This is a genomic window from Streptomyces sp. NPDC088725, assembly GCF_044751305.1.
GTDB lineage: Bacteria > Actinomycetota > Actinomycetes > Streptomycetales > Streptomycetaceae > Streptomyces.
Genome location: NZ_JBIVLO010000003.1, coordinates 463,194 through 488,824 on the forward strand (window position 1 = coordinate 463,194; position 25,631 = coordinate 488,824).

19 protein-coding genes and 1 tRNA gene are annotated in these 25,631 nt (G+C 65.9%); 5 read left to right on the forward strand and 15 right to left on the reverse strand.

Features of this window, described 5'->3' with window-relative positions; genetic code table 11:
• Window positions 1-65 precede the first annotated feature (65 nt).
• From ACIP6N_RS09185 to ACIP6N_RS09195, 3 genes are all read left to right on the forward strand, one after another.
• Window positions 66-272 carry a hypothetical protein gene (locus tag ACIP6N_RS09185; RefSeq protein ID WP_401814093.1) on the forward strand — a complete coding sequence of 69 codons (207 nt, stop codon included), beginning with the start codon at window positions 66-68 and terminating at the stop codon, window positions 270-272.
• A gap of 292 nt (window positions 273-564) precedes the next feature.
• A complete protein-coding gene (locus ACIP6N_RS09190; RefSeq protein ID WP_401814095.1) occupies window positions 565-1,257 on the forward strand; it encodes a hypothetical protein in 693 nt (230 codons plus the stop codon).
• Between the two features lie 1,333 nt (window positions 1,258-2,590).
• On the forward strand, window positions 2,591-3,259 hold the full coding sequence (locus ACIP6N_RS09195; protein WP_401814097.1) for a hypothetical protein: 669 nt from the start codon (window positions 2,591-2,593) through the stop codon (window positions 3,257-3,259).
• Between the two features lie 172 nt (window positions 3,260-3,431).
• On the opposite strand, the gene tuf is transcribed toward ACIP6N_RS09195, so the two are convergent.
• The 14 genes from tuf to ACIP6N_RS09265 form a co-directional block, all read right to left on the reverse strand.
• Window positions 3,432-4,625, reverse strand: coding sequence for an elongation factor Tu (gene tuf / locus ACIP6N_RS09200; RefSeq protein ID WP_401814099.1), 1,194 nt, complete (start codon window positions 4,623-4,625; stop codon window positions 3,432-3,434).
• A 154-nt stretch (window positions 4,626-4,779) separates the two neighbouring features.
• On the reverse strand, window positions 4,780-6,909 hold the full coding sequence (gene fusA / locus ACIP6N_RS09205) for an elongation factor G (protein WP_401814100.1): 2,130 nt from the start codon (window positions 6,907-6,909) through the stop codon (window positions 4,780-4,782).
• A 38-nt stretch (window positions 6,910-6,947) separates the two neighbouring features.
• Window positions 6,948-7,418, reverse strand: a complete 471-nt coding sequence (gene rpsG / locus ACIP6N_RS09210) for a 30S ribosomal protein S7 (RefSeq protein WP_030351427.1) — start codon at window positions 7,416-7,418, stop codon at window positions 6,948-6,950.
• Between the two features lie 2 nt (window positions 7,419-7,420).
• The gene (gene rpsL / locus ACIP6N_RS09215; RefSeq protein ID WP_003948652.1) at window positions 7,421-7,792 is read right to left on the reverse strand and encodes a 30S ribosomal protein S12; all 372 of its coding nucleotides are present in this window, start codon (window positions 7,790-7,792) and stop codon (window positions 7,421-7,423) included.
• 414 nt (window positions 7,793-8,206) lie between these two features.
• On the reverse strand, window positions 8,207-12,106 hold the full coding sequence (locus ACIP6N_RS09220; RefSeq protein ID WP_401814101.1) for a DNA-directed RNA polymerase subunit beta': 3,900 nt from the start codon (window positions 12,104-12,106) through the stop codon (window positions 8,207-8,209).
• Window positions 12,107-12,207: 101 nt separating this feature from the next.
• Window positions 12,208-15,690, reverse strand: a complete 3,483-nt coding sequence (gene rpoB / locus ACIP6N_RS09225; RefSeq protein ID WP_401814102.1) for a DNA-directed RNA polymerase subunit beta — start codon at window positions 15,688-15,690, stop codon at window positions 12,208-12,210.
• A gap of 599 nt (window positions 15,691-16,289) precedes the next feature.
• Window positions 16,290-16,676, reverse strand: a complete 387-nt coding sequence (gene rplL, locus ACIP6N_RS09230) for a 50S ribosomal protein L7/L12 (RefSeq protein ID WP_401814104.1) — start codon at window positions 16,674-16,676, stop codon at window positions 16,290-16,292.
• A 79-nt stretch (window positions 16,677-16,755) separates the two neighbouring features.
• Window positions 16,756-17,313: a 50S ribosomal protein L10 gene (gene rplJ, locus ACIP6N_RS09235; RefSeq protein ID WP_401814105.1), complete on the reverse strand. Its 558-nt coding sequence runs from the start codon at window positions 17,311-17,313 to the stop codon at window positions 16,756-16,758.
• 290 nt (window positions 17,314-17,603) lie between these two features.
• Entirely contained in the window at window positions 17,604-18,536 is a 933-nt protein-coding gene (locus ACIP6N_RS09240) for a hypothetical protein (protein WP_401814107.1), read from the reverse strand.
• A 196-nt stretch (window positions 18,537-18,732) separates the two neighbouring features.
• Entirely contained in the window at window positions 18,733-19,455 is a 723-nt protein-coding gene (gene rplA / locus ACIP6N_RS09245) for a 50S ribosomal protein L1 (protein WP_401814109.1), read from the reverse strand.
• 104 nt (window positions 19,456-19,559) lie between these two features.
• Window positions 19,560-19,994 carry a 50S ribosomal protein L11 gene (rplK, locus tag ACIP6N_RS09250; RefSeq protein WP_401814110.1) on the reverse strand — a complete coding sequence of 145 codons (435 nt, stop codon included), beginning with the start codon at window positions 19,992-19,994 and terminating at the stop codon, window positions 19,560-19,562.
• A 182-nt stretch (window positions 19,995-20,176) separates the two neighbouring features.
• Entirely contained in the window at window positions 20,177-21,085 is a 909-nt protein-coding gene (gene nusG, locus ACIP6N_RS09255) for a transcription termination/antitermination protein NusG (RefSeq protein ID WP_401814111.1), read from the reverse strand.
• Window positions 21,086-21,157: 72 nt separating this feature from the next.
• Window positions 21,158-21,442, reverse strand: coding sequence for a preprotein translocase subunit SecE (secE, locus tag ACIP6N_RS09260; RefSeq protein ID WP_401814113.1), 285 nt, complete (start codon window positions 21,440-21,442; stop codon window positions 21,158-21,160).
• A 107-nt stretch (window positions 21,443-21,549) separates the two neighbouring features.
• Window positions 21,550-21,622 (reverse strand) — tRNA-Trp (locus ACIP6N_RS09265).
• A gap of 384 nt (window positions 21,623-22,006) precedes the next feature.
• Between ACIP6N_RS09265 and ACIP6N_RS09270 the strand changes: the two genes are divergently transcribed.
• Window positions 22,007-23,233, forward strand: coding sequence for a pyridoxal phosphate-dependent aminotransferase (locus tag ACIP6N_RS09270; protein WP_401814114.1), 1,227 nt, complete (start codon window positions 22,007-22,009; stop codon window positions 23,231-23,233).
• A 156-nt stretch (window positions 23,234-23,389) separates the two neighbouring features.
• Complete coding sequence (locus ACIP6N_RS09275; RefSeq protein WP_401814116.1) at window positions 23,390-24,418, forward strand: adenosine deaminase; 1,029 nt, start codon at window positions 23,390-23,392, stop codon at window positions 24,416-24,418.
• A gap of 96 nt (window positions 24,419-24,514) precedes the next feature.
• On the opposite strand, the gene ACIP6N_RS09280 is transcribed toward ACIP6N_RS09275, so the two are convergent.
• Entirely contained in the window at window positions 24,515-25,570 is a 1,056-nt protein-coding gene (locus tag ACIP6N_RS09280) for a UDP-N-acetylmuramate dehydrogenase (protein ID WP_401814118.1), read from the reverse strand.
• Window positions 25,571-25,631: the final 61 nt, after the last annotated feature.

Consider the following 25,631-nt stretch of genomic DNA (forward strand, 5'->3'; position numbering starts at 1 on the left):
GCAAACGATGGCAAATGATGAACGCTCAGATAGTTCATTGCAGCACGAGTCAGGATGGTGCATCAGTGCTTTCGCCGACCGACGCCGGGTCGGGTAACACTGAGGACCTCTCTGTGATTACAGGAAAAATTACCTTCGACTCATGGGATGAAGTAATCGACATTCTCCTGAAACTTTCTCAAGGAGATATCTGGGCTGTGAACGGCCTCGACTGGCGCGAGCTGCGGTTTCAGGATGAAAGGAGGTCGGCCACGGGTGATCTCGCTGCCTGATGACGAGGGCAGCCCCGCGTACGCTGGCGCATTACGCGACGTGGCGCGACACCGACGAAGCCCTGGCCGTTCCGCGACTCCCGAAGAGCGCAACCAGCGTTCGAGGGATGAGGTGTCGAAACAGTACTTCAGCCGCGGGCCCGATTATCAATACCCGTCCCAACCAATCTGGGCCAACTCGCGCAGACGCCGAGGCGGCGGTAACGGCCGTCCCGAGACACGACGGCCTCCACGTGCCTCGACCGTTAGGGTCTGAGTGTCACAGCACCAAGTCCGGTCCAGGAGGCGACACATGGCGTTCGGCAGGGGCAAAAAGGTCGAGGAACCCCCGGTGGAGCCCGTCGCGTGGGCGAACGTCTACCAGTTCATCGTCAGCAACGTGGAACGGCCCCCTACGACCAAGCGCAAGCGCGCCGTCTTCGGGCCACGAGCGATACGGGTGCCCAAGAACGGCAGGGATTACCGGGTCAACGCGCCCTGCGCCTACCTCGCGCCCAGATCCAGGAGCGCCGAGCAGCCGGCCGAGCCTGGTATCGCTCTCTACGAGGACCCTGGGGCCCAACGCCTGCTCTGCTCCGTCGACGCCCCCAACGAAGTCGACGGGGAGCGGCACCATACGGTCCGCGACGGCCAGGGCCACATCATCGGAACACTCCGGCGCATCCCCCCACGACGCCCCTTCCGGCACACCTGGCGCATCGACCAGCCCGGGCACCCGGAGATCATCGGTCGCAACGAACTGGGCAGCGGCAGTTCCACAGCGGAAAACGTCGGCCGCGTCGCCGTCGTACTTGCCCTTGGCCTTGTGGGTTCCGCAATCAGCGGCGGGGACGGCGGTGAACGGTCCCCCAGGCACCGGACTCTCGAATGGCACGCGGACAACAAGGTCGTCATGACCTCCCAAGAAGGTGCCGAAGTGAAGATCCCCGCCGACTGGCTAGACCGCCGCCTCGCCTTCGCGTTCGCCGTTCTGGGAGACCACTGACCGTCGGACGCTGACGGCGCGACTGGGCGCGAGGCGAACGGAATGTCCGCCACCTCACCACTTACGCGCCTTGCGTCGGCCAAAGCCTTGATGGCACCACCCACACAACAACTGGCGGACGTCACAAGGGATTCGCACGGGATCCGGCGGGAACCCGTACCACCGCCTCATCACCCATCAAGGCGCCCCGCCCATCCTCCTCGCCCCCGCACGATGCGGGGCTGGCGGGACAACCGCCCCAACGACAGCACCCGCGCCGAACCCGCCACCCCCGTCGCCGACCCAATCCAACCTTCGGCCACGCCAACGCCTAACTCGACCCGTCGGAGCCGTACCAAGACCGACACCCTGTACTGCAGCGAGACCACAGCCCGCCTCGCTCAACCAGGTTCTGCGACTGGAGGAGAGCAGTAGTCATGGAACTCACCTGGTCCGCCAAGGACCTACAAGCTCTGCTTCCTGACGGCGAGACGCTTGAGACAGCGTTCCCAGTCCGTTACCCCGCAGGCCCGCTGCCATATGGTCTCCTCTTTCGCGGGTGTGTGCTCGGGCTCTCAAGCTCCCACGCCATGGCGTTCTCCTACAACAGGCTCACGAGCCGGCCCGACGAGATCCTTTGGCGGATCCAGCGGAATGAACCATGCCGAGTTCTCCTGTCGCTCAACCGGCGGCGGCTGCAGCTCAGCAGCATTTCCGGCAGGAGGACAACGGAGTACTCCGTGGCTCCGCGATACAGCAACGAGGCAGAGCGCTTCGCACAGGCCCTTTCCACCTAGCGCAGCTCCGGGAGCGGTCGGCATCGCCCCCTCGGCTACACCGGCCGCCTACCTCGCCTCATCGCGGCTGCACAGGATGGACACCCGGCACTAGGCCCAGTCTCGGGCTGCTTCGCTCAACCACGCCTCTCGCATCACGAAAGGATCAAATGAAGAATGCTCCCGAGAGAAACTTCATCATATTTACAATTATCGTGCTAGGGGTGGGATTTGGCGCTATTTTCGAGGGTGCATCACAGAGCGGGGATCATCAAGCAATATACATAGGCCTAGGTACACTCATGCTGGCGGGCGGAGCCTATTTGATTTATTCGTTCCTCAGACGGTCAAATTAGGAAAAGACTGCGACAGAGCGGGTGAATCAGCCAATGAGAAAGAAGACGCCGATACGGTAGGGGCTCTTGCGTCAGCTGTCGGAATCGTGCATGGGGAACCTCTGTGGCAATGGGTTCTGATCTTCATTGTCGCGGGGCTTGTGAGCGGTCTGTTGTCGCCCAGCCTTCTGGGTAAGGGGCGGAGCCAGGACCGCTGAAGATCGGCCGAGAAAAAGCCGTCCGGTGGACCTCCCGGACGGCGAGCCCCGCAACCGGCCCCGCCCCGGCAAGGCCGCCCCGTTCATGTTCGGCCTCCCCTGGCTGATGAGCTTCTTCCACCAGGACGCGTACCACGACGGCCCGACACCTACCGCGGTGGTGAAGTACCACTTCGTGGAAGACCTCGCCCCCGAGACCGTGCTTCTCGTACGCCGGGACGCGCAGCGGCTCGCGGCCGGGTTGGACGCCGGCCGAATCGATGCGATCTGGCGGACGTGCACGGACAGCGGGCCGAATTTCTACCGGAGGGACGGGGCCGCCGACAGCACCGGGTGGATGCGGCACATCGTCGGGCTGTGTGACGTCTGGCTGTCGCGCGCGCCGTCCGGGGCGGCACTGGCGGAGGCGGATCTCCACGAAGGGTGGGAGCTCGCCGACCGGGTGCGGGCGGTGCTGGGAGAGACGCGTGGGGACCTTCCCCCAGAGGTCGGCGACGCGCTGGAAGAGGCGGTCGACACGTGCACGCCCGACCTCGCCTTCCGGCTCCTGGTCCGCGCCCTGCCGAACGCGCCACATTCTCAGCCCTACTTCACGATCACCGGTGAGCAGTACGCCTCGCTGACAGAGCTGGCAGCGGCGTTCGACTACGGCGAGTACGCCCTGGAAGACCTGGACGCGGTGTTCGACGGATAGCCCGGCCACGCACCGGCACGCGCGGCAGCCGGCGTGGTGGTAACGCACAGACGGGGGGCCGGCCCCCGCACAGGAGAGCCGGACCCCGCACAGCAGAAGGGCCCGTACGACCGAAGTCGTACGGGCCCTTCCTTTGATCTGGTGTGAAGCTACCAGGTCAGATCTTCAAAAATTACTTGAGGATCTTGGTGACCTGGCCGGCGCCCACGGTCCGGCCACCCTCACGGATGGCGAACTTCAGGCCCTCTTCCATGGCGACCGGCTGGATCAGCGCGACCGTCATGAGGGTGTTGTCGCCCGGCATGACCATCTCGGTGCCCTCGGGGAGGGTCACGACGCCGGTCACGTCCGTGGTACGGAAGTAGAACTGCGGGCGGTAGTTGTTGAAGAAGGGGGTGTGACGGCCACCCTCGTCCTTCGACAGGATGTAGGACTGCGCCTCGAACTCGGTGTGCGGCGTGACCGAACCCGGCTTGATGATGACCTGGCCGCGCTCGACGTCCTCGCGCTTGATGCCACGGAGGAGCAGACCGACGTTCTCACCGGCCTGGCCCTCGTCGAGCAGCTTGCGGAACATCTCGATACCGGTGACCGTGGTGGTGGTCTTGTCCTGCTTGATACCGACGATGTCGACGGTCTCGTTGACCTTGAGGACACCACGCTCGATACGACCGGTGACGACGGTGCCACGACCGGTGATCGTGAAGACGTCCTCGATCGGCATGAGGAACGGCTTCTCGACGTCACGCTCGGGCTGCGGGATGGACTCGTCGACGGCCTTCATCAGGTCGAGGACGGTCTGGCCCCACTCCTTGTCACCCTCGAGCGCCTTGAGCGCCGAGACCTTGACGACCGGAAGGTCGTCGCCCGGGAACTCGTACTCGGAGAGCAGCTCACGAACCTCGAGCTCGACGAGCTCCAGGATCTCCTCGTCGTCCACCATGTCGGCCTTGTTCAGGGCGACAACGATGTACGGAACGCCGACCTGGCGGGCCAGGAGCACGTGCTCCTTGGTCTGCGGCATCGGGCCGTCGGTGGCGGCGACCACGAGGATGGCGCCGTCCATCTGGGCAGCACCGGTGATCATGTTCTTGATGTAGTCAGCGTGACCCGGGCAGTCGACGTGCGCGTAGTGACGCGACTCCGTCTGGTACTCGACGTGCGCGATGGAGATGGTGATACCGCGCTGGCGCTCTTCGGGAGCCTTGTCGATCTGGTCGAAGGCCGAGGCCTCGTTCAGGTCCGGGTACGCGTCGTGCAGCACCTTGGTAATGGCGGCCGTGAGGGTCGTCTTACCGTGGTCAATGTGACCGATGGTGCCGATGTTGACGTGCGGCTTGGTCCGCTCGAACTTCGCCTTCGCCACTGGGGGCCTCCTGTGGAGTGGTTCTGGAACGCCTTACTCATCGGCGCCAGGTGATCTTTGCTGGGATGCCGGGGCCCGGGGCACTACCTCCGGGATACGGAGGGAATGCCCCAGGGCTTGCCGGTGACAAGGCTAAAGGTTCAACTCCGAAGAGTTATTCGCCCTTGGCCTTCGCGATGATCTCCTCGGCGACGTTCCTGGGAACCTCGGCGTAGGAGTCGAACTGCATCGAGTAGCTTGCGCGACCCGAGGTCTTGCTGCGGAGGTCTCCGACGTAGCCGAACATCTCCGAGAGGGGCACGAGGCCCTTCACGACGCGGGCGCCACTGCGCTCCTCCATGGCCTGGATCTGGCCACGGCGGGAGTTCAGGTCGCCGATCACATCGCCCATGTAGTCCTCGGGCGTGGTGACCTCGACGGCCATCATCGGCTCGAGGAGCACGGGGGACGCCTTGCGGGCACCCTCCTTGAACGCCTGCGAACCGGCGATCTTGAAGGCCAGCTCCGAGGAGTCGACCTCGTGGTAACCACCGTCGAGAAGGGTGACGCGGACGCCCACCATCTCGTAGCCGGCGAGGATGCCGAACTGCATGGCCTCCTGCGCACCGGCGTCCACCGAGGGGATGTACTCACGGGGGATGCGGCCACCGGTGACCTTGTTCACGAACTCGTAGGTCGCTTCGCCGCCCTCGATGGGCTCGAGCGCGATCTGCACCTTCGCGAACTGGCCGGTACCACCGGTCTGCTTCTTGTGCGTGTAGTCCACGCGCTCGACGGTCTTGCGGATCGTCTCACGGTAGGCGACCTGCGGCTTACCGACGTTCGCCTCGACGCGGAACTCGCGCCGCATACGGTCGACCAGCACCTCGAGGTGAAGCTCGCCCATACCACCGATGATGGTCTGGCCGGTCTCCTCGTCCGAGTGAACCTGGAAGGAGGGGTCCTCCTCCGAGAGACGCTGGATGGCTACACCCAGCTTCTCCTGGTCACCCTTGGACTTCGGCTCGATGGCGACCTGGATGACCGGCGCCGGGAAGTCCATGGACTCCAGGATCACCGGCTGCTTGTCGTCACAGAGCGTCTCACCCGTGGTGGTCTGCTTCAGACCCATGACGGCGACGATGTCACCGGCGCCCACCGACGCGATCTCCTCACGCTTGTTCGCGTGCATGCGGTAGATCTTGCCGATGCGCTCCTTCTTGCCCTTGACCGAGTTCAGCACCGCGGTGCCGGCCTCGAGGCGACCGGAGTAGATCCGGACGAAGGTGAGCTTACCGAGGTGCGGGTCGCTCGCGATCTTGAAGGCAAGACCGGAGAACGGCTCGTCGTCCGACGGCTTGCGCTTGACGACCGTCTCCGGGTCCTTGACGTCGTGGCCTTCGATGGCGTCGACGTCGAGGGGGGAAGGCAGGTAGCGCACGACCGCGTCGAGCAGGGGCTGAACGCCCTTGTTCTTGAACGCGGTACCGCAGAACACCGGGGAGACCGTGACGGAGTCCGCGGCGCCCTTGGACGCCAGCGTGATCCGGCGGATCGCCGCGTACAGCTGCTCCTCGGAGGGCTCCTGGCCCTCGAGGTACAGCTCCATCATCTCGTCATCGTGCTCGGCGACGGCCTCAAGGAGCTTGCCGCGCCATTCGGCGGCCGCCTCCGTGTGCGTCTCCGGGATGTCGAGCGTGTCGTACATCTCGCCCTTGGTGGCCTCGGCGGACCAGACAAGAGCCTTCATCGTCACGAGGTCGACGACGCCCTTGAAGTCACCTTCGGCACCGATCGGCAGCTGCATGACCAGGGGCACCGCACCGAGGCGGTCGACGATCATGTCGACGCAGCGGTGGAACTCGGCGCCCGTGCGGTCGAGCTTGTTGATGAAGCAGATACGGGGCACGCCGTAACGGTCGGCCTGACGCCATACCGTCTCCGACTGGGGCTCCACGCCGGCCACACCGTCGAACACCGTGACCGCACCGTCGAGCACGCGCAGCGAACGCTCCACCTCGACGGTGAAGTCGACGTGGCCAGGCGTGTCGATGATGTTGATGGTGTGGTCGACGTTTTCGAGCGGCCAGTGGCAGGTCGTCGCGGCGGACGTGATGGTGATGCCGCGCTCCTGCTCCTGCTCCATCCAGTCCATCGTGGCAGCGCCATCGTGGACTTCACCGATCTTGTAGCTCACACCGGTGTAGAACAGGATCCGCTCGGTGGTCGTCGTCTTGCCCGCGTCGATGTGGGCCATGATCCCAATGTTGCGGACCTTGGCCAGGTCAAGCGAAGTGGTGGCCATAAGGCTCAATCTTCTCTCGGTCTCGATGTGGGCGCTGACTACCAGCGGTAGTGCGCGAAGGCCTTGTTGGACTCGGCCATCTTGTGCGTGTCCTCACGCTTCTTGACCGAAGCGCCGAGGCCGTTGGAGGCGTCCAGCAGTTCGTTCATGAGGCGCTCGGTCATGGTCTTCTCGCGACGGGCGCGGGAGTAACCCACGACCCAGCGGAGCGCGAGGGTGGCGGCGCGACCGGGCTTGACCTCGATCGGCACCTGGTAGGTGGCGCCACCGACACGGCGGGACTTGACCTCAAGCGTGGGCTTGACGTTCTCAAGCGCGCGCTTCAGCGTGATGACCGGGTCGTTGCCGGTCTTCTCGCGGAGGCCTTCCATGGCACCGTAGACGATCCGCTCAGCGGTGGAACGCTTGCCGTTGAGCAGAAGCTTGTTGATCAGCGACGTGACAAGAGGAGAACCGTAGACCGGGTCAATGATGACCGGGCGCTTAGGGGCGGGGCCCTTACGAGGCATTCTTACTTCTCCTTCTTGGCGCCGTAGCGGCTGCGGGCCTGCTTGCGGTTCTTGACACCCTGGGTGTCGAGGGAGCCGCGGATGATCTTGTAGCGAACACCCGGCAGGTCCTTCACACGGCCACCACGCACGAGCACGATGGAGTGCTCCTGCAGGTTGTGTCCCTCACCCGGAATGTAGGCCGTGACCTCGATGCCGGAGGTCAGACGCACACGTGCGACCTTCCGCAGCGCCGAGTTGGGCTTCTTCGGGGTGGTCGTGAACACACGCGTGCACACGCCACGGCGCTGAGGGGAGCCCTCAAGCGCAGGCGTCTTGTTCTTCTCGACCTTGTCCTGCCGGCCCTTCCGGACCAGCTGCTGGATCGTAGGCACTACTTCTCCGGTTTCTGTGTGCCGTTCGTAAAACTAACCTGGAACATCTCCGACCCACGCGGTCGGGTGTGTCGAATGCTGCATGATCCCGCCAACGGCGGGGAAAGCGCAGATTACGGTGGCCAGTACTCGGACTCCGCGTGCGGTTGAGGACACGCACAGGAGCCCAGGCACACCCCAGGCACAAGGCTTGAGCGTACCTACCTCATCGACTCCGGTCAAAACAAATGCTGAGAGGCCCATTTCACAGACCTCTTACGCGACGGTGGGCGCACGATCGTGTACGCATCGCGAGACCCGCACACGCCACGAACGAGGCGTACAGGCACCACAGACGAGGCGTACGCCTGCCACGAGAGACGCCGGAGGGCGGCCACCCCAAGCGGGGTGACCGCCCTCCGGTCCGCTCACGCCTTACTGGTTGTACGGACCGTAGTCGTAGTCCTCCAGCGGGACGGCCTGGCCGGAGCCGGTGCCGAACGGCGAGTAGTCGATGTCGTCGTAGCCGACGGCCGAGTACATCGCGGCCTTGGCTTCCTCGGTCGGCTCGACCCGGATGTTGCGGTAGCGGGACAGACCCGTACCGGCCGGGATGAGCTTACCGATGATGACGTTCTCCTTGAGGCCGATCAGGGAGTCCGACTTGGCGTTGATCGCCGCGTCGGTGAGGACCCTGGTCGTCTCCTGGAAGGACGCCGCCGACAGCCACGACTCGGTGGCCAGCGAGGCCTTGGTGATACCCATCAGCTGCGGACGGCCGGAGGCCGGGTGGCCGCCTTCCGTGACCACACGACGGTTCTCGGTCTCGAACTTCGAACGCTCGACCAGCTCGCCGGGCAGCAGCTCCGCGTCGCCCGACTCGATGATCGTCACGCGGCGCAGCATCTGCCGGATGATGATCTCGATGTGCTTGTCGTGGATCGACACACCCTGCGAGTTGTAGACCTTCTGGACTTCGCCGACCAGGTGGACCTGGACCGCGCGCTGACCGAGGATCCGCAGCACGTCGTGCGGGTTGGTGGCACCCACGGTGAGCTTCTGGCCCACCTCGACGCGGTCGCCGTCGCCGATGAGCAGACGCGCACGCTTCGAGATCGGGAACGGAGTCTCTTCGCTGCCGTCGTCGGGGGTGACGACGAGCTTCTTGGTCTTCTCGGTCTCCTCGATGCGGACGGTACCCGCGGCCTCGGAGATCGGGGCGACACCCTTCGGCGTACGGGCTTCGAAGAGCTCGACGACTCGGGGCAGACCCTGGGTGATGTCGTCACCGGCCACACCACCGGTGTGGAAGGTACGCATCGTGAGCTGCGTGCCGGGCTCACCGATGGACTGGGCGGCGATGATGCCGACCGCCTCACCGATGTCGACCAGCTTGCCGGTGGCCAGCGAACGGCCGTAGCAGAAGGCGCAGGTACCGACCGCGGACTCACAGGTCAGGACGGAACGCGTCTTGACCTCCTCGACCCCGGCGTTCACCAGCGCGTCGATCAGGACATCGCCCAGGTCGACGTTGGCCGGCGCGATGACCTTGCCGTCGACGACGACGTCCTCGGCGAGCATGCGCGCGTACACGGACGTCTCGACGTCCTCGGTCTTGCGCAGGACGCCGTCGGCACCCTTCTCCGCGATCCGCAGCTTCAGACCGCGGTCGGTGCCGCAGTCCTCCTCGCGGATGATGACGTCCTGCGAGACGTCCACCAGACGACGGGTCAGGTAACCCGAGTCGGCGGTACGCAGGGCGGTGTCGGCCAGACCCTTACGGGCACCGTGCGTGGAGATGAAGTACTCCAGCACGGACAGACCTTCACGGAAGGACGCCTTGATGGGACGCGGGATCGTCTCGTTCTTGGCGTTGGACACCAGACCACGCATACCGGCGATCTGACGCATCTGCATCATGTTTCCGCGCGCGCCCGAGTTCACCATCATGGAGACCGGGTTGGTCTTCGGGAAGTTCGCGTTCATCGCCTCGGCGACCTCGTTGGTCGCCTTGGTCCAGATCGCGATGAGCTCCTGAGTGCGCTCTTCCTTGGTGATCAGACCGCGCTCGTACTGCTTCTGGACCCGCTCGTCCTGGGCCTCGTAACCCTGGACGATCGCCTTCTTCGCGTCGGGGACGACGATGTCGGAGATGGCCACGGTGACACCGGAACGCGTCGCCCAGAAGAAGCCGGCCGCCTTCAGGTTGTCGAGCGTCGCCGCCACGATGACCTTGGGGTAGCGCTCGGCCAGGTCGTTGACGATCTCGGAGAGCTGCTTCTTGCCCACCGAGTAGTCGACGAACGGGTAGTCCTCGGGCAGCAGCTCGTTGAAGAGCGCGCGGCCCAGGGTCGTACGCAGCCGGAAGGTGTCGCCCTGCTGGTACTCGGGCTCGCCCTCCTCGCGCGCCGGCGGGGTCCAGCCGCGCGGCGGGATGGTGCCCACCGGGAAGCGGATGTCGACCTTCGCCTGGAGCGACAGCTCGCGGTTGTCGAACGCCATGGTGGCCTCGGCCGTGGAGCCGAAGGACCGGTCGGCGCCGATGACCTTGCGCTCTTCCTCGTCCGTGGTGAGGAAGAAGAGTCCGAGCACCATGTCCTGGGTCGGCATGGTGACGGGACGGCCGTCGGCCGGCTTCAGGATGTTGTTCGAGGACAGCATCAGGATGCGGGCCTCGGCCTGCGCCTCTGCCGACAGCGGCAGGTGGACGGCCATCTGGTCACCGTCGAAGTCCGCGTTGAACGCGGTGCAGACGAGCGGGTGGATCTGAATGGCCTTGCCCTCGACCAGCTGCGGCTCGAAGGCCTGGATGCCCAGGCGGTGCAGGGTCGGTGCGCGGTTCAGCAGCACCGGGTGCTCGGCGATGACCTCTTCGAGCACGTCGTACACGACCGTGCGGCCGCGCTCGACCATGCGCTTCGCCGACTTGATGTTCTGCGCGTGGTTCAGGTCCACCAGGCGCTTCATCACGAACGGCTTGAAGAGCTCCAGCGCCATGGCCTTCGGCAGACCGCACTGGTGCAGCTTGAGCTGCGGGCCGACGACGATCACGGAACGGGCCGAGTAGTCGACTCGCTTGCCGAGGAGGTTCTGACGGAAACGACCCTGCTTGCCCTTGAGCATGTCGCTCAGGGACTTCAGCGGGCGGTTACCGGGACCGGTGACCGGGCGACCGCGGCGGCCGTTGTCGAACAGCGCGTCGACGGCCTCCTGCAGCATCCGCTTCTCGTTGTTCACGATGATCTCGGGGGCACCGAGGTCAAGGAGACGCTTGAGGCGGTTGTTGCGGTTGATCACACGGCGGTACAGGTCGTTCAGGTCGGAGGTCGCGAAGCGGCCACCGTCCAGCTGCACCATCGGACGCAGGTCCGGCGGGATCACCGGTACGCAGTCGAGCACCATGCCCTTGGGGCTGTTGCTGGTCTGCAGGAACGCGGAGACGACCTTGAGGCGCTTGAGCGCACGGGTCTTCTTCTGGCCCTTGCCGGTACGGATGATCTCGCGAAGGCGCTCGGCCTCTTCGTCGAGGTCGAAGGACTCCAGGCGCTTCTGCAGCGCCGCGGCACCCATCGATCCGTCGAAGTACGTGCCGAAGCGGTCACGCAGCTCGCGGTAGAGCAGCTCGTCGCCCTCGAGGTCCTGGACCTTGAGGTTCTTGAAGCGGTTCCAGACCTCGTCGAGACGGTCGATCTCGCGCTGCGCACGGTCGCGCAGCTGCTTCATCTCACGCTCGGCACCCTCGCGCACCTTGCGGCGCACGTCGGCCTTGGCGCCCTCGGCCTCCAGCTCGGCCAGGTCGGTCTCGAGCTTCTTGGCGCGGGCTTCGAGGTCGGAGTCGCGGCGGTTCTCGGTCTGCTGACGCTCGACGGAGACGTGGGCCTCCAGCGACGGCAGATCGCGCGTGCGGCGCTCCTCGTCCACGAACGTGATCATGTACGCGGCGAAGTAGATGACCTTTTCGAGGTCCTTCGGCGCGAGGTCGAGCAGGTATCCCAGTCGGGACGGGACGCCCTTGAAGTACCAGATGTGGGTGACGGGAGCGGCAAGCTCGATGTGGCCCATCCGCTCACGGCGCACCTTGGCACGCGTGACTTCGACGCCACAGCGCTCACAGATGATGCCCTTGAAGCGGACACGCTTGTACTTGCCGCAGTAGCACTCCCAGTCCCGGGTAGGACCGAAGATCTTCTCGCAGAAGAGTCCGTCCTTCTCGGGCTTGAGCGTGCGGTAGTTGATGGTCTCCGGCTTCTTCACTTCGCCGTGGGACCAGGTCCGGATGTCGTCCGCGGTGGCGAGGCCAATCCGCAGCTCGTCGAAGAAGTTGACGTCGAGCACTTGTCGTCAATCCCTCTTTCGGGGTCGCGTCTCAAATCATGGTCTGTACGGGTCCGGGGAGAGCCGGCCGCCTCGTGTTCACGAGGCGGCCGGGCAACCCGTCAGACCTCTTCGACGCTGCTCGGCTCGCGCCGGGACAGGTCGATACCGAGTTCCTCCGCCGCGCGGAAGACGTCCTCGTCCGTGTCACGCATCTCGATGGACATGCCGTCCGAGGACAGCACCTCCACGTTGAGGCAGAGAGACTGCATTTCCTTGATGAGCACCTTGAAGGACTCGGGAATGCCGGGCTCGGGGATGTTCTCGCCCTTGACGATGGCCTCGTAGACCTTCACGCGGCCGGTCACGTCGTCGGACTTGATGGTCAGCAGTTCCTGGAGGGCGTACGCGGCGCCATAAGCCTCAAGCGCCCACACCTCCATCTCACCGAAGCGCTGACCGCCGAACTGGGCCTTACCACCCAGCGGCTGCTGGGTGATCATCGAGTACGGACCGGTCGACCGGGCGTGGAGCTTGTCGTCGACCAGGTGGTGCAGCTTGAGGATGTACATGTACCCGACCGAGATCGGGTCCGGGAACGGCTCGCCGGAGCGGCCGTCGAACAGCCGCGCCTTGCCGGAACCCTTGACCATGCGCTCGCCGTCGCGGTTCGGGATCGTGGACTCGAAGAGTCCGGAGATCTCGTCCTCGCGGGCGCCGTCGAAGACCGGGGTGGCGACGTTGGTGCCGGGCGCGACATCGTCGGCGCCGATCCCCTTCAGCCGCTCCATCCACTCCTCGCTGCCCTCGACCTTCCAGCCCTGGCTGGCGAGCCAGCCGAGGTGGATTTCGAGGACCTGTCCCGGGTTCATTCGGGACGGGACACCCAGCGGGTTGAGGATGATGTCGACCGGGGTGCCGTCCTCCAGGAACGGCATGTCCTCGATCGGCAGGATCTTCGAGATGACGCCCTTGTTGCCGTGACGGCCGGCGAGCTTGTCACCATCGGTGATCTTGCGCTTCTGCGCGACGTACACGCGAACCAGCTGGTTCACGCCGGGCGGCAGTTCGTCGCCCTCCTCGCGGTCGAAGACACGGACGCCGATGATCTTGCCGACCTCGCCGTGCGGCACCTTCAGCGAGGTGTCGCGGACCTCACGGGCCTTCTCACCGAAGATCGCGCGGAGCAGACGCTCTTCCGGGGTCAGCTCGGTCTCACCCTTGGGCGTGACCTTGCCGACCAGGATGTCGCCGGCGACGACCTCGGCACCGATACGGATGATGCCGCGCTCGTCGAGGTCCGCCAGGACCTCTTCGGAGACGTTCGGGATGTCCCGGGTGATCTCCTCGGGGCCGAGCTTGGTGTCACGGGCGTCGACCTCGTGCTCCTCGATGTGGATCGAGGAGAGGACGTCGTCCTGCACCAGACGCTGGCTGAGGATGATCGCGTCTTCGTAGTTGTGACCCTCCCACGGCATGAACGCCACGAGGAGGTTCTTGCCGAGCGCCATCTCGCCCATCTGGGTGGCCGGCCCGTCGGCGAGAACCTGGTTCTCGATGACGTGGTCGCCCTCGTTGACGACAACCTTCTGGTTGACCGAGGTGCCCTGGTTGGAGCGGGAGAACTTGGCGATGCGGTACGTGGTGTACGTGCCGTCGTCGTTGGTGACGGTGATGTAGTCCGCGGATACCTCCTGGACCACACCGGCCTTCTCGGCCTTGAGGACGTCACCGGCGTCGACCGCGCAGCGGTACTCCATGCCGGTGCCGACGAGCGGCGCCTCCGACGTGATCAGCGGCACAGCCTGACGCATCATGTTCGCGCCCATGAGGGCACGGTTGGCGTCGTCGTGCTCCAGGAAGGGGATCATCGCGGTCGCGACCGACACCATCTGGCGCGGCGAGACGTCCATGTAGTCGACGTCGTCACCGGGGATGTAGTCGACCTCGCCGCCACGACGGCGGACGAGGACGCGCGGCTCGGCGAACCGCATCTCCTCGGACAGCGTCGCGTTGGCCTGCGCGATGACGAAGCGGTCTTCCTCGTCGGCGGTCAGGTAGTCGACGTCGTCGGTGACGACACCCTCGACGACCTTGCGGTACGGCGTCTCGACGAAGCCGAACGCGTTGACCCGGCCGTACGAGGCGAGCGAGCCGATCAGACCGATGTTCGGGCCTTCAGGGGTCTCGATCGGGCACATGCGGCCGTAGTGCGACGGGTGAACGTCACGGACCTCGAAGCCGGCGCGCTCACGGGACAGACCACCCGGGCCGAGCGCCGACAGACGGCGCTTGTGGGTGAGACCCGACAGCGGGTTGTTCTGGTCCATGAACTGCGACAGCTGGCTGGTGCCGAAGAACTCCTTGATGGAGGCGACGACCGGCCGGATGTTGATCAGGGTCTGCGGCGTGATCGCCTCGACGTCCTGGGTCGTCATGCGCTCACGCACGACGCGCTCCATCCTCGCCAGACCCGTGCGGACCTGGTTCTGGATGAGCTCGCCGACGTTGCGCAGACGGCGGTTGCCGAAGTGGTCGATGTCGTCGGTCTCGACGACGATCTGGGTGCCGCTCTCGCCGACCGTCTCGGTCTCGCCCGCATGGAGCTTCACCAGGTACTTGATGGTGGCGATGATGTCGTCGGTGGTGAGCACACCGGCGTCCAGCGGCTCTTCCGCGCCGAGCTTCTTGTTCACCTTGTAGCGGCCGACCTTGGCGAGGTCGTAGCGCTTCGGGTTGAAGTAGAGGTTCTCGAGCAGCGTCTGAGCCGCCTCGCGCGTCGGGGGCTCGCCCGGACGGAGCTTGCGGTAGATGTCGAGCAGCGCGTCGTCCTGGCCCTGGGTGTGGTCCTTCTCCAGGGTGGCGCGCATGGACTCGTACTCGCCGAACTCCTCGAGGATCTGCTCGGTCGTCCAACCGAGAGCCTTGAGGAGGACGGTCACGGACTGCTTGCGCTTGCGGTCGATACGGACACCGACCATGTCGCGCTTGTCGATCTCCATCTCCAGCCAGGCACCCCGGGACGGGATGATCTTGGAGGAGAAGATGTCCTTGTCGGACGTCTTGTCGATGGAGGAGTCGAAGTAGACACCCGGCGAGCGCACCAGCTGGGACACCACGACACGCTCGGTGCCGTTGATGACGAAGGTGCCCTTGTTGGTCATGAGCGGGAAGTCGCCCATGAAGACCGTCTGGGACTTGATCTCGCCGGTCTCGTTGTTGGTGAACTCGGCCGTGACGAAGAGCGGAGCCGCGAACGTGAAGTCGCGCTCCTTGCACTCGTCGATCGAGTTCTTGGGAGGCTCGAAGCGGTGGTCGCGGAAGGTCAGCGACATCGACCCGGAGAAGTCTTCGATCGGCGAGATCTCCTCGAAGATCTCTTCCAGACCGGACTTCCTGGGGACGTCCTGTCCGTTCTCGAGAGCCGCCTCGACACGAGCCTTCCAAGCGGCGTTGCCGAGCAGCCAGTCAAAGCTCTCGGTCTGCAGCGCGAGGAGGTTCGGAACCTCGAGGGGCTCCTTGATTTTTGCAAAGGAGATGCGCAGCGGGGCGGTGCTGGCGCCGTTGTTCATATTCGTGGTCGAGGCGTTGCGCGAGGCGGCCAAGAGGGGGTCCTTCCGAGGGCTCGGACTCACTACGCGCGTACCGGTCCCAAGCGGGACGCGGAGAAGGAAAGCCCAGATCAGGGCGTTCGATCACCGGTGTCCATACGAGGGGGTGCCCCTGGTGACGGGCAGGGAGCAGCTAACAGGCAGCGCAAAGGGTCAGTGTAGCCACTTGGCACACTGATGTCCAGAGCGGGTTTTTGGGGACCCTCGTTGTTCTCAACACCCTTGTCTCTACTGCTGCGCAAGCCTCGCGCCGTAGGCGCACATCGTTACTGCCCTCTTCGTCGCCGATCCATGCCTCGGATTCGGATCGATTGTGGCGACGCGTCCTGAGAATTGCGCGCTGCGTGCGGTTCGTCAAGGCCCCCGCACCCCCATAGGGGTGCCTGCGGGCGTACGGGAGCACGGCGATGATCACGATACTCGCCAGGAGCCAGAGAGCAAGAAACCCCCCGCGGGAACGCCGAAGGGCGACCACCCGACTGGGTGATCGCCCTTCGTGTCAGTACTGCGCCTGTACGGCGCGGAGACTGCCTCGTACGGCCTTCAGGCGCCCTGGAGGGCCCTGTGGCGTACGGAGACGGACTCGTACGGAATTACTTGACCTCGACCGAGGCGCCGGCGGCCTTGAGGGACTCGGCGGCCTTGTCGGCCTGCTCCTTGGCGACCTTCTCGAGGACGGGCTTCGGGGCGCCGTCCACGAGGTCCTTGGCCTCCTTGAGACCCAGCGAGGTCAGCTCACGCACGACCTTGATGACCTGGATCTTCTTCTCGCCGGCGCCCGTGAGGACGACGTCGAACTCGTCCTGCTCCTCAACGGCCTCAGCGGCGGCACCAGCGGCGCCACCAGCGGCGGCGACGGCGACCGGGGCGGCAGCCTTGACGTCGAACTTCTCCTCGAACGCCTTCACGAACTCAGAGAGCTCGATGAGGGTCAGGGCCTCGAACTCCGCGAGCAGTTCTTCCTGGGACAGCTTCGCCATGATGGCGTCCTTCCACTAATTCGGCAGGTGCCGGGGTTATATGAAGGCGGGCGACGGCCCGCTGTGACGCGGCGCCGAATTATTCGGCGTCGGCCTCGGCGGGAGCCGGCGTACCGGCACCGCCCTGCTCGACCTTGGCGCGAAGCGCTTCCGCGGTGCGGGCGAACTCCGTGAGCGGAGCCTGGAAGGTCGCCGCGGCCTTGGCCATGGACGCCTTCAGGCCACCGGCCAGCTTGGCGAGCAGAACCTCGCGGGACTCGAGGTCCGCGAGCTTCTTGATCTCATCGGCGGACAGCGCCTTGCCATCAAGGACACCGCCCTTGATGATGAGGTTGGGGTTGTCCTTGGCGAAGTCACGAAGACCCTTCGCCGACGTCACCGGGTCACCGGTGACGAAGGCAACCGCTGTCGGACCCGAGAACAGGTCGTCCAGCGCGTTGATCCCGGCCTCGTTGGCCGCGATCTTGGTCAGCGTGTTCTTCACCACGGCGTACTGGGCGTTCTCACCGAGTGAGCGACGCAGCTCCTTGAGCTGCGCCACGGTGAGACCCCGGTACTCGGTCAGCACGGCGGCGTTCGAGCTGCGGAACTTGTCCGTGAGCTCGGCTACCGCAGCAGCCTTGTCGGGCCTTGCCATGAGCGTCGGCCTCCTTCCGGGTGATGAGGACCGCTCAGAAGGGGCTGGGCAAAACGAAACGCCCCGGCGCAAGCGCACGGGGCGTAGCTCAACCGGAACGAATCCGGGAACTCCTCCACGAACACCTGCGCAGGTCGTCCGCACCTAGCGGATCCTTCGGCCACCGCACGCCCTTACGGGCGCACGGCAACGACCAGCGGTCTTTGGCTTCTACGGAAGAGTACGTGAGTCGAAGTCCGGCAGGCAAATCCGCCGGTCAGGCTGCGCCAAGGCGCAGTCGGCTGCGGCTGCTACTCCGCGCCGAGGCCGGCGAGCATCTCCATGAGATCGACGGTCTCGTTCTTCGGCGGAGCCGACACCGCGGCCTTCACGCCGTAGTCGGAGTAGTGGATGGAAGCGGTGATCTCACCCTCGGTGGTACTCATCCGGGTGTCCATCCTGACCGGGTAGCTGTCGCTGTTGACCCAGACCTCGGTGTCGTACGACGTGACGCCCGCCTTCTTGAGACCGTCGAGCATCTTCTTGCGCTCCTCAGGACTGAGGACGTCGAAGGACTTGTTGGACTTGATCATCTCGTCGACGGTGAACCGGCCCTTGTAGTGATCGGCCTGGACGCCGTCGACCTTCTCGCTGCCGACGTGCTTGAGACTCGGCGATTCGAGGAGCAGGGCGAGCTGCTGTGCCGGGTCCTGGTTCATGTCATCCAGGCCGCCCGTCAGCGCCTTCATCTCCGGTCCGCCCTTGGCGGCCCCGTTCCCCTTCCCCGCTGCCTCGGCATCGAGGTCGAACTTCATCCACCGCTTGCCATCCATGTCCTTGGCCGCGGCGGCTCCCAGATCCATGTACATGGCGTTGTCGATCCACACCACTCGGACCGCCTTTGGCGCGTCGGGCTCACCCTGAAGCGCCGAGCCGTCCATCGTGATGTCCATCACCATCGGGTCCCACCCCATGGTGCCGGTCATCTCCATGGTGTTGTCGGCTTCCCCGGGAACCGTCATATTCATACGGACCTTGGCGGACTTCGCGGCCGCGGTCTTCTTGTACGCCGCCGTGATGACGTCCACCGGCGAGGTCGCGGCCTGAGGCTGGGACTGCGTCTTCTTCTCCCCCGAGGCCCCCTCCTTCGTCCCGCCGTCGCCGCTCTGGCAGCCCGCGATGCCCGCTATGACGGCCACCGCCGCCAGCGAGATTCCCCCACGCTTCCAAACGGAAGTACGCATTTTTCCCCACCCCATGGTTGTGATGCCGCTCAACGCCGATCATGAAATCAAGCGTTTTGTCGATCCCCGAACGGTAGCTCATCCCTCTGACAGGTCACCAATCAGTAAAGAGCCGGTCCCCGCACCTCAGGAGAGGTGCGGGGACCGGCTCTTCGTACGCGTACGCGTCAGACGCGACCCGTGACTGCCGTCAGTGTCAGACGGCGGCCGGGTCCTCCTCGACGAGGAGGTTGCGGGTGCGGTTGGCGTCCAGCGGGATGCCGGGGCCCATCGTCGTGGCGAGGGTCGCCTTCTTGATGTAGCGGCCCTTCGCGGCGGACGGCTTCAGACGGAGGACTTCCTCCAGCGCCGCGGCGTAGTTCTCGACCAGCTTCGTCTCGTCGAAGGAGACCTTGCCGATGATGAAGTGCAGGTTCGAGTGCTTGTCCACGCGGAACTCGATCTTGCCGCCCTTGATGTCGTTGACAGCCTTCGCGACATCGGGGGTGACCGTACCGGTCTTCGGGTTCGGCATCAGACCACGGGGGCCGAGGACGCGGCCGAGGCGGCCGACCTTGCCCATGAGGTCCGGGGTGGCGACGACGGCGTCGAAGTCGAGGCGGCCCTTCTGGACCTCGTCGATCAGTTCGTCGGCGCCGACGATGTCGGCGCCCGCGGCACGCGCGGCCTCGGCACGGTCACCGGTCGCGAAGACCAGGACCCGGGCGGTCTTACCGGTGCCGTGCGGAAGGTTCACGGTGCCACGGACCATCTGGTCCGCCTTGCGCGGGTCGACGCCCAGACGCATGGCGACCTCGACGGTGCCGTCAAACTTGGAGGTGCTGGTGTCCTTGGCGAGACGGACGGCCTCGAGCGGGGCGTAGTTACGCTCCGCGTCGATCTTCGCGTCCGCGCTGCGGAGAGACTTGCTGCGCTTCACTGCTTCTCCTGGTGATTCATTCAGGTGTGGAGTTCGTGGTGCGGGCCGCGCATGGCCCTCCCACTGGGACGTGCCGGGCTGGGATCAGCCCGTGACCGTGAAGGTCAGCCCTCGACCGTGATGCCCATCGAACGGGCGGTGCCGGCGATGATCTTCTCGGCGGCGTCCAGGTCGTTGGCGTTCAGGTCGGGCATCTTCGTCGTGGCGATGTCCCGCACCTGGTCGCGCGTCAGCTTGGCGACCTTCTTGACGTGCGGCTCGCCGGAGCCCTTGTCCACGCCCGCGGCCTTGAGGATCAGCTTCGCGGCCGGCGGAGTCTTCGTGATGAAGGTGAAGGAGCGGTCGTCGTAGACCGTGATCTCCACCGGCACGACCATGCCACGCTGTGACTCGGTCGCGGCGTTGTAGGCCTTGCAGAACTCCATGATGTTCACGCCGTGCTGGCCCAGCGCGGGGCCGACCGGCGGAGCCGGGTTGGCCGCACCGGCGTTGATCTGGAGCTTGATAAGCCCCGTGATCTTCTTCTTCTTGGGAGGCATTGCTCTCTCCGGGTCCTAGTGAGAGTTTTCAGCCCTCCGTCCGGTCATCCGGACAGAGGCATACCGCACAACGATAACGGGTAAGGGTGTACGGCCAAAAACCGACAGGTCAGACAGGCTGCGAGAGCCTGTCTGACCTGTCGGAAGCTGTGGTTTCAGAAGGGTCCTGGCGCTGTACGCGCTCAGTTCTTCTGAATCTGGTCGAAGCTCAGCTCGACCGGGGTCTCGCGGCCGAAGATCTCGACGAGGCCCTTGACCTTCTTCGAGTCGGCGTTGATCTCGTTGATGGTCGCCTGGAGCGTGGCGAACGGGCCGTCGGTGACGGTGACCGAGTCGCCCACCTCGAAGTCCAGCACCTGGACCTCGACCTTGCGCGACGGCATCGGCTTGCCCTCGGCCTCGGCGGCCTCGCGAGCGGCCTTCTCCTCGGCCTCGGGAGCGAGCATCTTGACGATCTCGTCCAGGGTCAGCGGGTACGGGTCGTACGCGTTGCCCACGAAGCCGGTGACACCGGGGGTGTTGCGGACGACGCCCCACGACTCGTTCGTCAGGTCCATGCGCACCAGGACGTATCCGGGGAGCTTGTTCTGACGGACGTTCTTGCGCTCGCCGTTCTTGATCTGGACGATCTCTTCTTCGGGAACCTCGGCCGAGTAGATGAAGTCCTCGACGTTGAGCGAGACGGCGCGCTGCTCCAGGTTGGCCTTCACGCGCTTCTCGTAGCCCGCGTAGGTGTGGATCACGTACCACTCGCCGGGCAGGCCCCGGAGCTCTTCACGAAGAGCCTCGACCGGGTCGACCGCGGGGGCGTCGGCCGCCGCGGCGGCCTCGTCCTCGGCGTCTTCGGCTTCGTCGTCCTCGGACTCTTCGGTGTCTTCCGCGGCTTCGTCGTCCTCGGCATCAGCCTCGGTCACGTCGGCTTCGGACTCGTCGTCCACGTCATGGACCGCGGTTTCCTCAGCGGGCTCCGCGGCGGCGTCAGCGGCTTCGGCCTCGTCTGGCTCGACAGCGTCCGCCGCCTCGACGATGTCGGTCTCGTCCTCATGGGACTCCACCGACTCGCGGGCGTCGTTCAGGTTCGGGTCAGACACGGTGGCTGCTTCTTCCTGGCTAAATGGGTGGAACACGCGAAAGGGGCGCCTCGTCGGGCGCCCATCGCGGGATCAGCCGAAAACGTACTTGATCGCTTGGTTGAAGCCATAGTCAATCACGGTCACAAGACCGATCATGATGACAACGAAGACAATCACGACTGTGGTGTACGTCGTCAGCTGGTTGCGAGTCGGCCAGACGACCTTGCGCAGCTCGGCGACGATCTGACGGTAGAAGAGCGCGAGGCGGCCCAGAGGGCCCCTCTTGCCGCGCTTGCCGCCCTTGCGGGGCTTCTTCGACTCAGCGGACTCATCGTCGGCATCAGGTTTGTCGATGGAGCCTACGGCGTCCGTCACGCTCTCTCACCTGATTCCGGGTCGTGGCCGTGCCGCGCCCGGGGGAGCCGCACGGCGATGCAGTGAATTACGTACATGCGCACACAGCCTGGCGAAGGTGTGTGTAGCAGGGCCGGAGGGACTTGAACCCCCAACCGCTGGTTTTGGAGACCAGTGCTCTACCAATTGAGCTACGACCCTTTGTGTTTTCCCAACCTACCGCATCCGACCGGACGCAAGGAGTGCGTCATTCGGAAGTGACTGGTGAAGGCCAACGACGAGTGAGTGTACGTGGTCGTGGGCCTGACGTCGAACAGATAGCTCTGGAAGGGGTCCTGGCCGTCGAGTTCCCAGCTCGTCGTCCTGTCCGGTCACGCCTTCACCCCGGCCGGTCGCGCCCTCACCGGCCGGGCCGTTCGCCGTGGCATCCCCGGCCCGTTCATGACGTCAGGCCTCTGCCCGTTCACCACGCCATCCCCACGCCGTTCACCTCGTCATCCTCGTGTCATTCACCTCGTCATCCTCTTGTCGTTCACAGAGTGAAACCCGTGCGCCCGCGAGTTTGCGGTCTGGGACCATGGCCGTATGAGCCCTGCAACCTCTCCCACCGAGCGCCGGGTATCCGCGCGCATCGGCGCGATCTCCGAGTCCGCGACCCTCGCTGTCGACGCCAAGGCCAAGGCCCTCAAGGCCGCCGGGCGTCCGGTGATCGGTTTCGGCGCGGGCGAACCCGACTTCCCGACGCCCGACTACATCGTCGACGCCGCGGCCGAGGCCTGCCGTAACCCGAAGTACCACCGCTACACACCCGCGGGCGGGCTTCCCGAACTCAAGGCGGCCATCGCCGCGAAGACGCTGCGCGACTCCGGTTACGAGGTGGAGGCGGCGCAGATCCTGGTGACCAACGGCGGCAAGCAGGCGATCTACCAGGCCTTCGCCGCCGTCCTCGACCCGGGCGACGAGGTCATCGTGCCGGCCCCGTACTGGACGACGTACCCCGAGTCGATCCGCCTCGCGGGTGGCGTCCCGGTCGAGGTCGTGGCCGACGAGACGACCGGATACCGCGTCTCCGTCGAGCAGTTGGAGGCGGCCCGTACCGAGCGCACGAAGGTCGTGCTCTTCGTCTCGCCGTCCAACCCGACCGGCGCCGTGTACGACAGGGAGGCCACCGAGGCCATCGGCCGCTGGGCCGTCGAGCACGGCCTGTGGGTGATGACGGACGAGATCTACGAGCACCTCGTCTACGGCGACACCACCTTCACCTCGCTGCCCGCCGTCGTCCCCGAGCTGCGCGACAAGTGCCTCGTCGTCAACGGCGTGGCCAAGACGTACGCGATGACCGGCTGGCGTGTGGGCTGGTTCATCGGCCCCAAGGACGTCGTGAAGGCCGCGACGAACCTCCAGTCGCACGCCACGTCGAACGTCGCCAACGTCTCGCAGGTCGCGGCGATCGCCGCGCTGACCGGTGACCTGACGGCGGTCGCCGAGATGCGCACCGCGTTCGACCGCCGCCGCAAGACGATCGTGCGGATGCTCAACGAGATCGAGGGCGTGTTCTGCCCGGAGCCCGAGGGCGCCTTCTACGCGTACCCGACGGTGAAGGCCCTGCTCGGCAAGGAGATCCGCGGCAAGCGCCCGCAGTCCTCGGTCGAGCTGGCCGCGCTGATCCTGGACGAGGCCGAGGTCGCGGTCGTCCCCGGTGAGGCGTTCGGCACACCCGGCTACCTGCGGCTGTCGTACGCGCTCGGCGACGAGGACCTGGTCGAGGGTGTCGCGCGTATGCAGAAGCTGCTGGCCGAGGCCAAGGACTGAGCCCTGGAACGGTAGACCGACCACCGACTCACGTGAGGCGGTGGTCCGGGAGGAACGGGTCTCCGGCCATCGGCCGGAGGCCCGTTTCTTCGTTCGGGAGTAACTCGATGGGGGGAGGGGCTGCCACGAGACGTTTCCGTACGGCAGGATCTAGAAATGGAGAGCACCACCCGCCCACGCGACCTGAACCTGCTGCCCAAGGCTCATCTGCATCTGCACTTCACCGGTTCGATGCGGCCCTCGACCTTGCTGGAGCTGGCCGAGAAGTACGGCGTCCGCCTGCCGGACGCGCTGACCGGCGGTGAACCGCCCCAGCTGCGCGCCACCGATGAGCGCGGCTGGTTCCGCTTCCAGCGTCTCTACGACATCGCACGGTCCTGCCTGCGGGCGCCCGAGGACATCCAGCGGCTGGTGCGCGAGGCCGCCGAGGAAGACGTACGGGACGGCTCGGGCTGGCTGGAGATCCAGGTGGACCCGACCTCGTACGCCCCGACGCTCGGCGGTCTCATCCCGGCTCTGGAGATCATCCTGGACGCCGTGGACCGCGCGTCACGGGAGACCGGGCTCGGTATGCGCGTGCTGGTCGCGGCGAACCGTATGAAGCATCCGCTGGAGGCCAGAACGCTCGCCAGGCTCGCGGTCCGCTACAAGGACAGCGGTGTCGTCGGCTTCGGGCTCTCCAACGACGAGCGCCGGGGCATGGCCAGGGACTTCGACCGCGCGTTCTCGATCGCCAGGGACGGCGGGCTGCTGGCGGTGCCGCACGGCGGCGAGCTGAACGGTCCCGCGTCCGTACGGGACTGCCTGGACGACCTGCGCGCGGCCAGGATCGGGCACGGCGTACGGGCCGCCGAGGACCCGAGGCTGCTGCGCAGGCTCGCGGACCGCGGGGTGACCTGCGAGGTCTGCCCGGCCTCGAACGTCGCGCTCGGCGTCTACGAGAAGCCGGAGGACGTGCCGCTGCGGACGCTGTTCGACGCGGGCGTGCCGATGGCGCTCGGCGCCGACGACCCGCTGCTGTTCGGCTCGCGGCTCGCGGACCAGTACGAGCTGGCCCGCCGCCATCAGGGTTTCAGCGACACCGAACTGGCCGAGCTGGCCCGCCAGTCGGTACGCGGCTCGTCCGCGCCCGCCGAGATGCAGGAGAAGCTGCTGACGGGCATCGACCACTGGCTGGGCGACTGACGCGGGTTCAGAGCGTTTCGCGTCGCCCGGGATGACATCGGCTCGGCGGCCTCGGAGATCTCAGCGGCCTCGGCGGCCTCAGAGACCTCCGTGGCCTCAGAGACTGACGCCGACCGTCACCGGCTCGTTGACGAGGGTGACGCCGAAGACCTCGCGCACCCCGGCGACCACCTCGCGCGCCAGGGCCAGCAGGTCCTCGGTCGTCGCCGCGCCCCGGTTGGTGAGGGCCAGGGTGTGCTTGGTGGAGATACGGGCCGGGCCCGAGCCGTATCCCTTGGTGAAGCCCGCCTTGTCGATCAGCCAGGCCGCCGAGGTCTTCGTACGCCCCTCCCCTGCCGGGAACGCGGGCGGCGTCACCTCGTCGCCGAGGCGCGCCCTCGCACGGGTGAGGAAATCCGCGTATTCCTGATCGGTCAGGACCGGATTGGTGAAGAACGATCCGGCGGACCAGGTGTCGTGGTCCTCGGCGTCGAGCACCATGCCCTTGCCCGCCCGCAGTTCGAGGACGGTTTCCCTGGCGGTGGCGGCGGGCACGCGGTCGCCCGGCTCGACACCCAGTACGCGGGCCGTTTCCGCGTACTTGACCGGCGCGGAGAGCCCGCCCGCGTCCTCCAGCGCGAAGCGGACGCGCAGGACGACCCAGCGCTCGGGCTGTTCCTTGAAGAGGCTGTGGCGGTAGGAGAAGGCGCAGTCGGCGTTCGCGAGAGTGCGGGTCTCACCGGTGGAACGGTCGTACGCGACGACCTCCGTGATGGTGCTCGCCACTTCCTGGCCGTACGCGCCGACGTTCTGGATCGGTGTGGCGCCCGCGGAGCCCGGAATGCCGGCGAGGCATTCGATGCCCGCGAGGCCGGCTTCGACGGTACGGGCGACGGCGTCGGTCCAGACCTCGCCCGCGGCCAGCTCCAGCGCGGTGCCTTCGAGGCGGAAGCCGCTGGTGGCGATCCGCAGGGCGGTGCCGTCGAAGCCCTTGTCCCCGATGACCAGGTTGCTGCCGCCGCCGATGATCAGCAGCGGGGTGCCGGTGGCGTCCGCCTCACGTACGGCGGTGATGACCTCGTCGTCGGTGGTGGCCGTGACGAGGCGGGTCGCGGGGCCGCCGAGGCGGAAGGTGGTCAGGGGGGCGAGGGGAGCGTCGTGGAGTTCCTGCACGGGCACAAGAGTACGTTCCGCCGGTGGAACGGCTGGTTCCACCGGCGGAACGTACCCGGGC

Coding starts and splice junctions, on each gene's coding strand:
- ACIP6N_RS09190 (WP_401814095.1), top strand. CDS start 565: ATGGCGTTCGGCAGGGGCAAAAAGGTCGAGGAACCCCCGGTGGAGCCC.
- rplJ (WP_401814105.1), bottom strand. CDS start 17,313: ATGGCAAGGCCCGACAAGGCTGCTGCGGTAGCCGAGCTCACGGACAAG.
- fusA (WP_401814100.1), bottom strand. CDS start 6,909: ATGGCCACCACTTCGCTTGACCTGGCCAAGGTCCGCAACATTGGGATC.
- rpsG (WP_030351427.1), bottom strand. CDS start 7,418: ATGCCTCGTAAGGGCCCCGCCCCTAAGCGCCCGGTCATCATTGACCCG.
- ACIP6N_RS09275 (WP_401814116.1), top strand. CDS start 23,390: ATGGAGAGCACCACCCGCCCACGCGACCTGAACCTGCTGCCCAAGGCT.
- rplK (WP_401814110.1), bottom strand. CDS start 19,994: ATGCCTCCCAAGAAGAAGAAGATCACGGGGCTTATCAAGCTCCAGATC.
- rplL (WP_401814104.1), bottom strand. CDS start 16,676: ATGGCGAAGCTGTCCCAGGAAGAACTGCTCGCGGAGTTCGAGGCCCTG.
- ACIP6N_RS09240 (WP_401814107.1), bottom strand. CDS start 18,536: ATGCGTACTTCCGTTTGGAAGCGTGGGGGAATCTCGCTGGCGGCGGTG.
- ACIP6N_RS09270 (WP_401814114.1), top strand. CDS start 22,007: ATGAGCCCTGCAACCTCTCCCACCGAGCGCCGGGTATCCGCGCGCATC.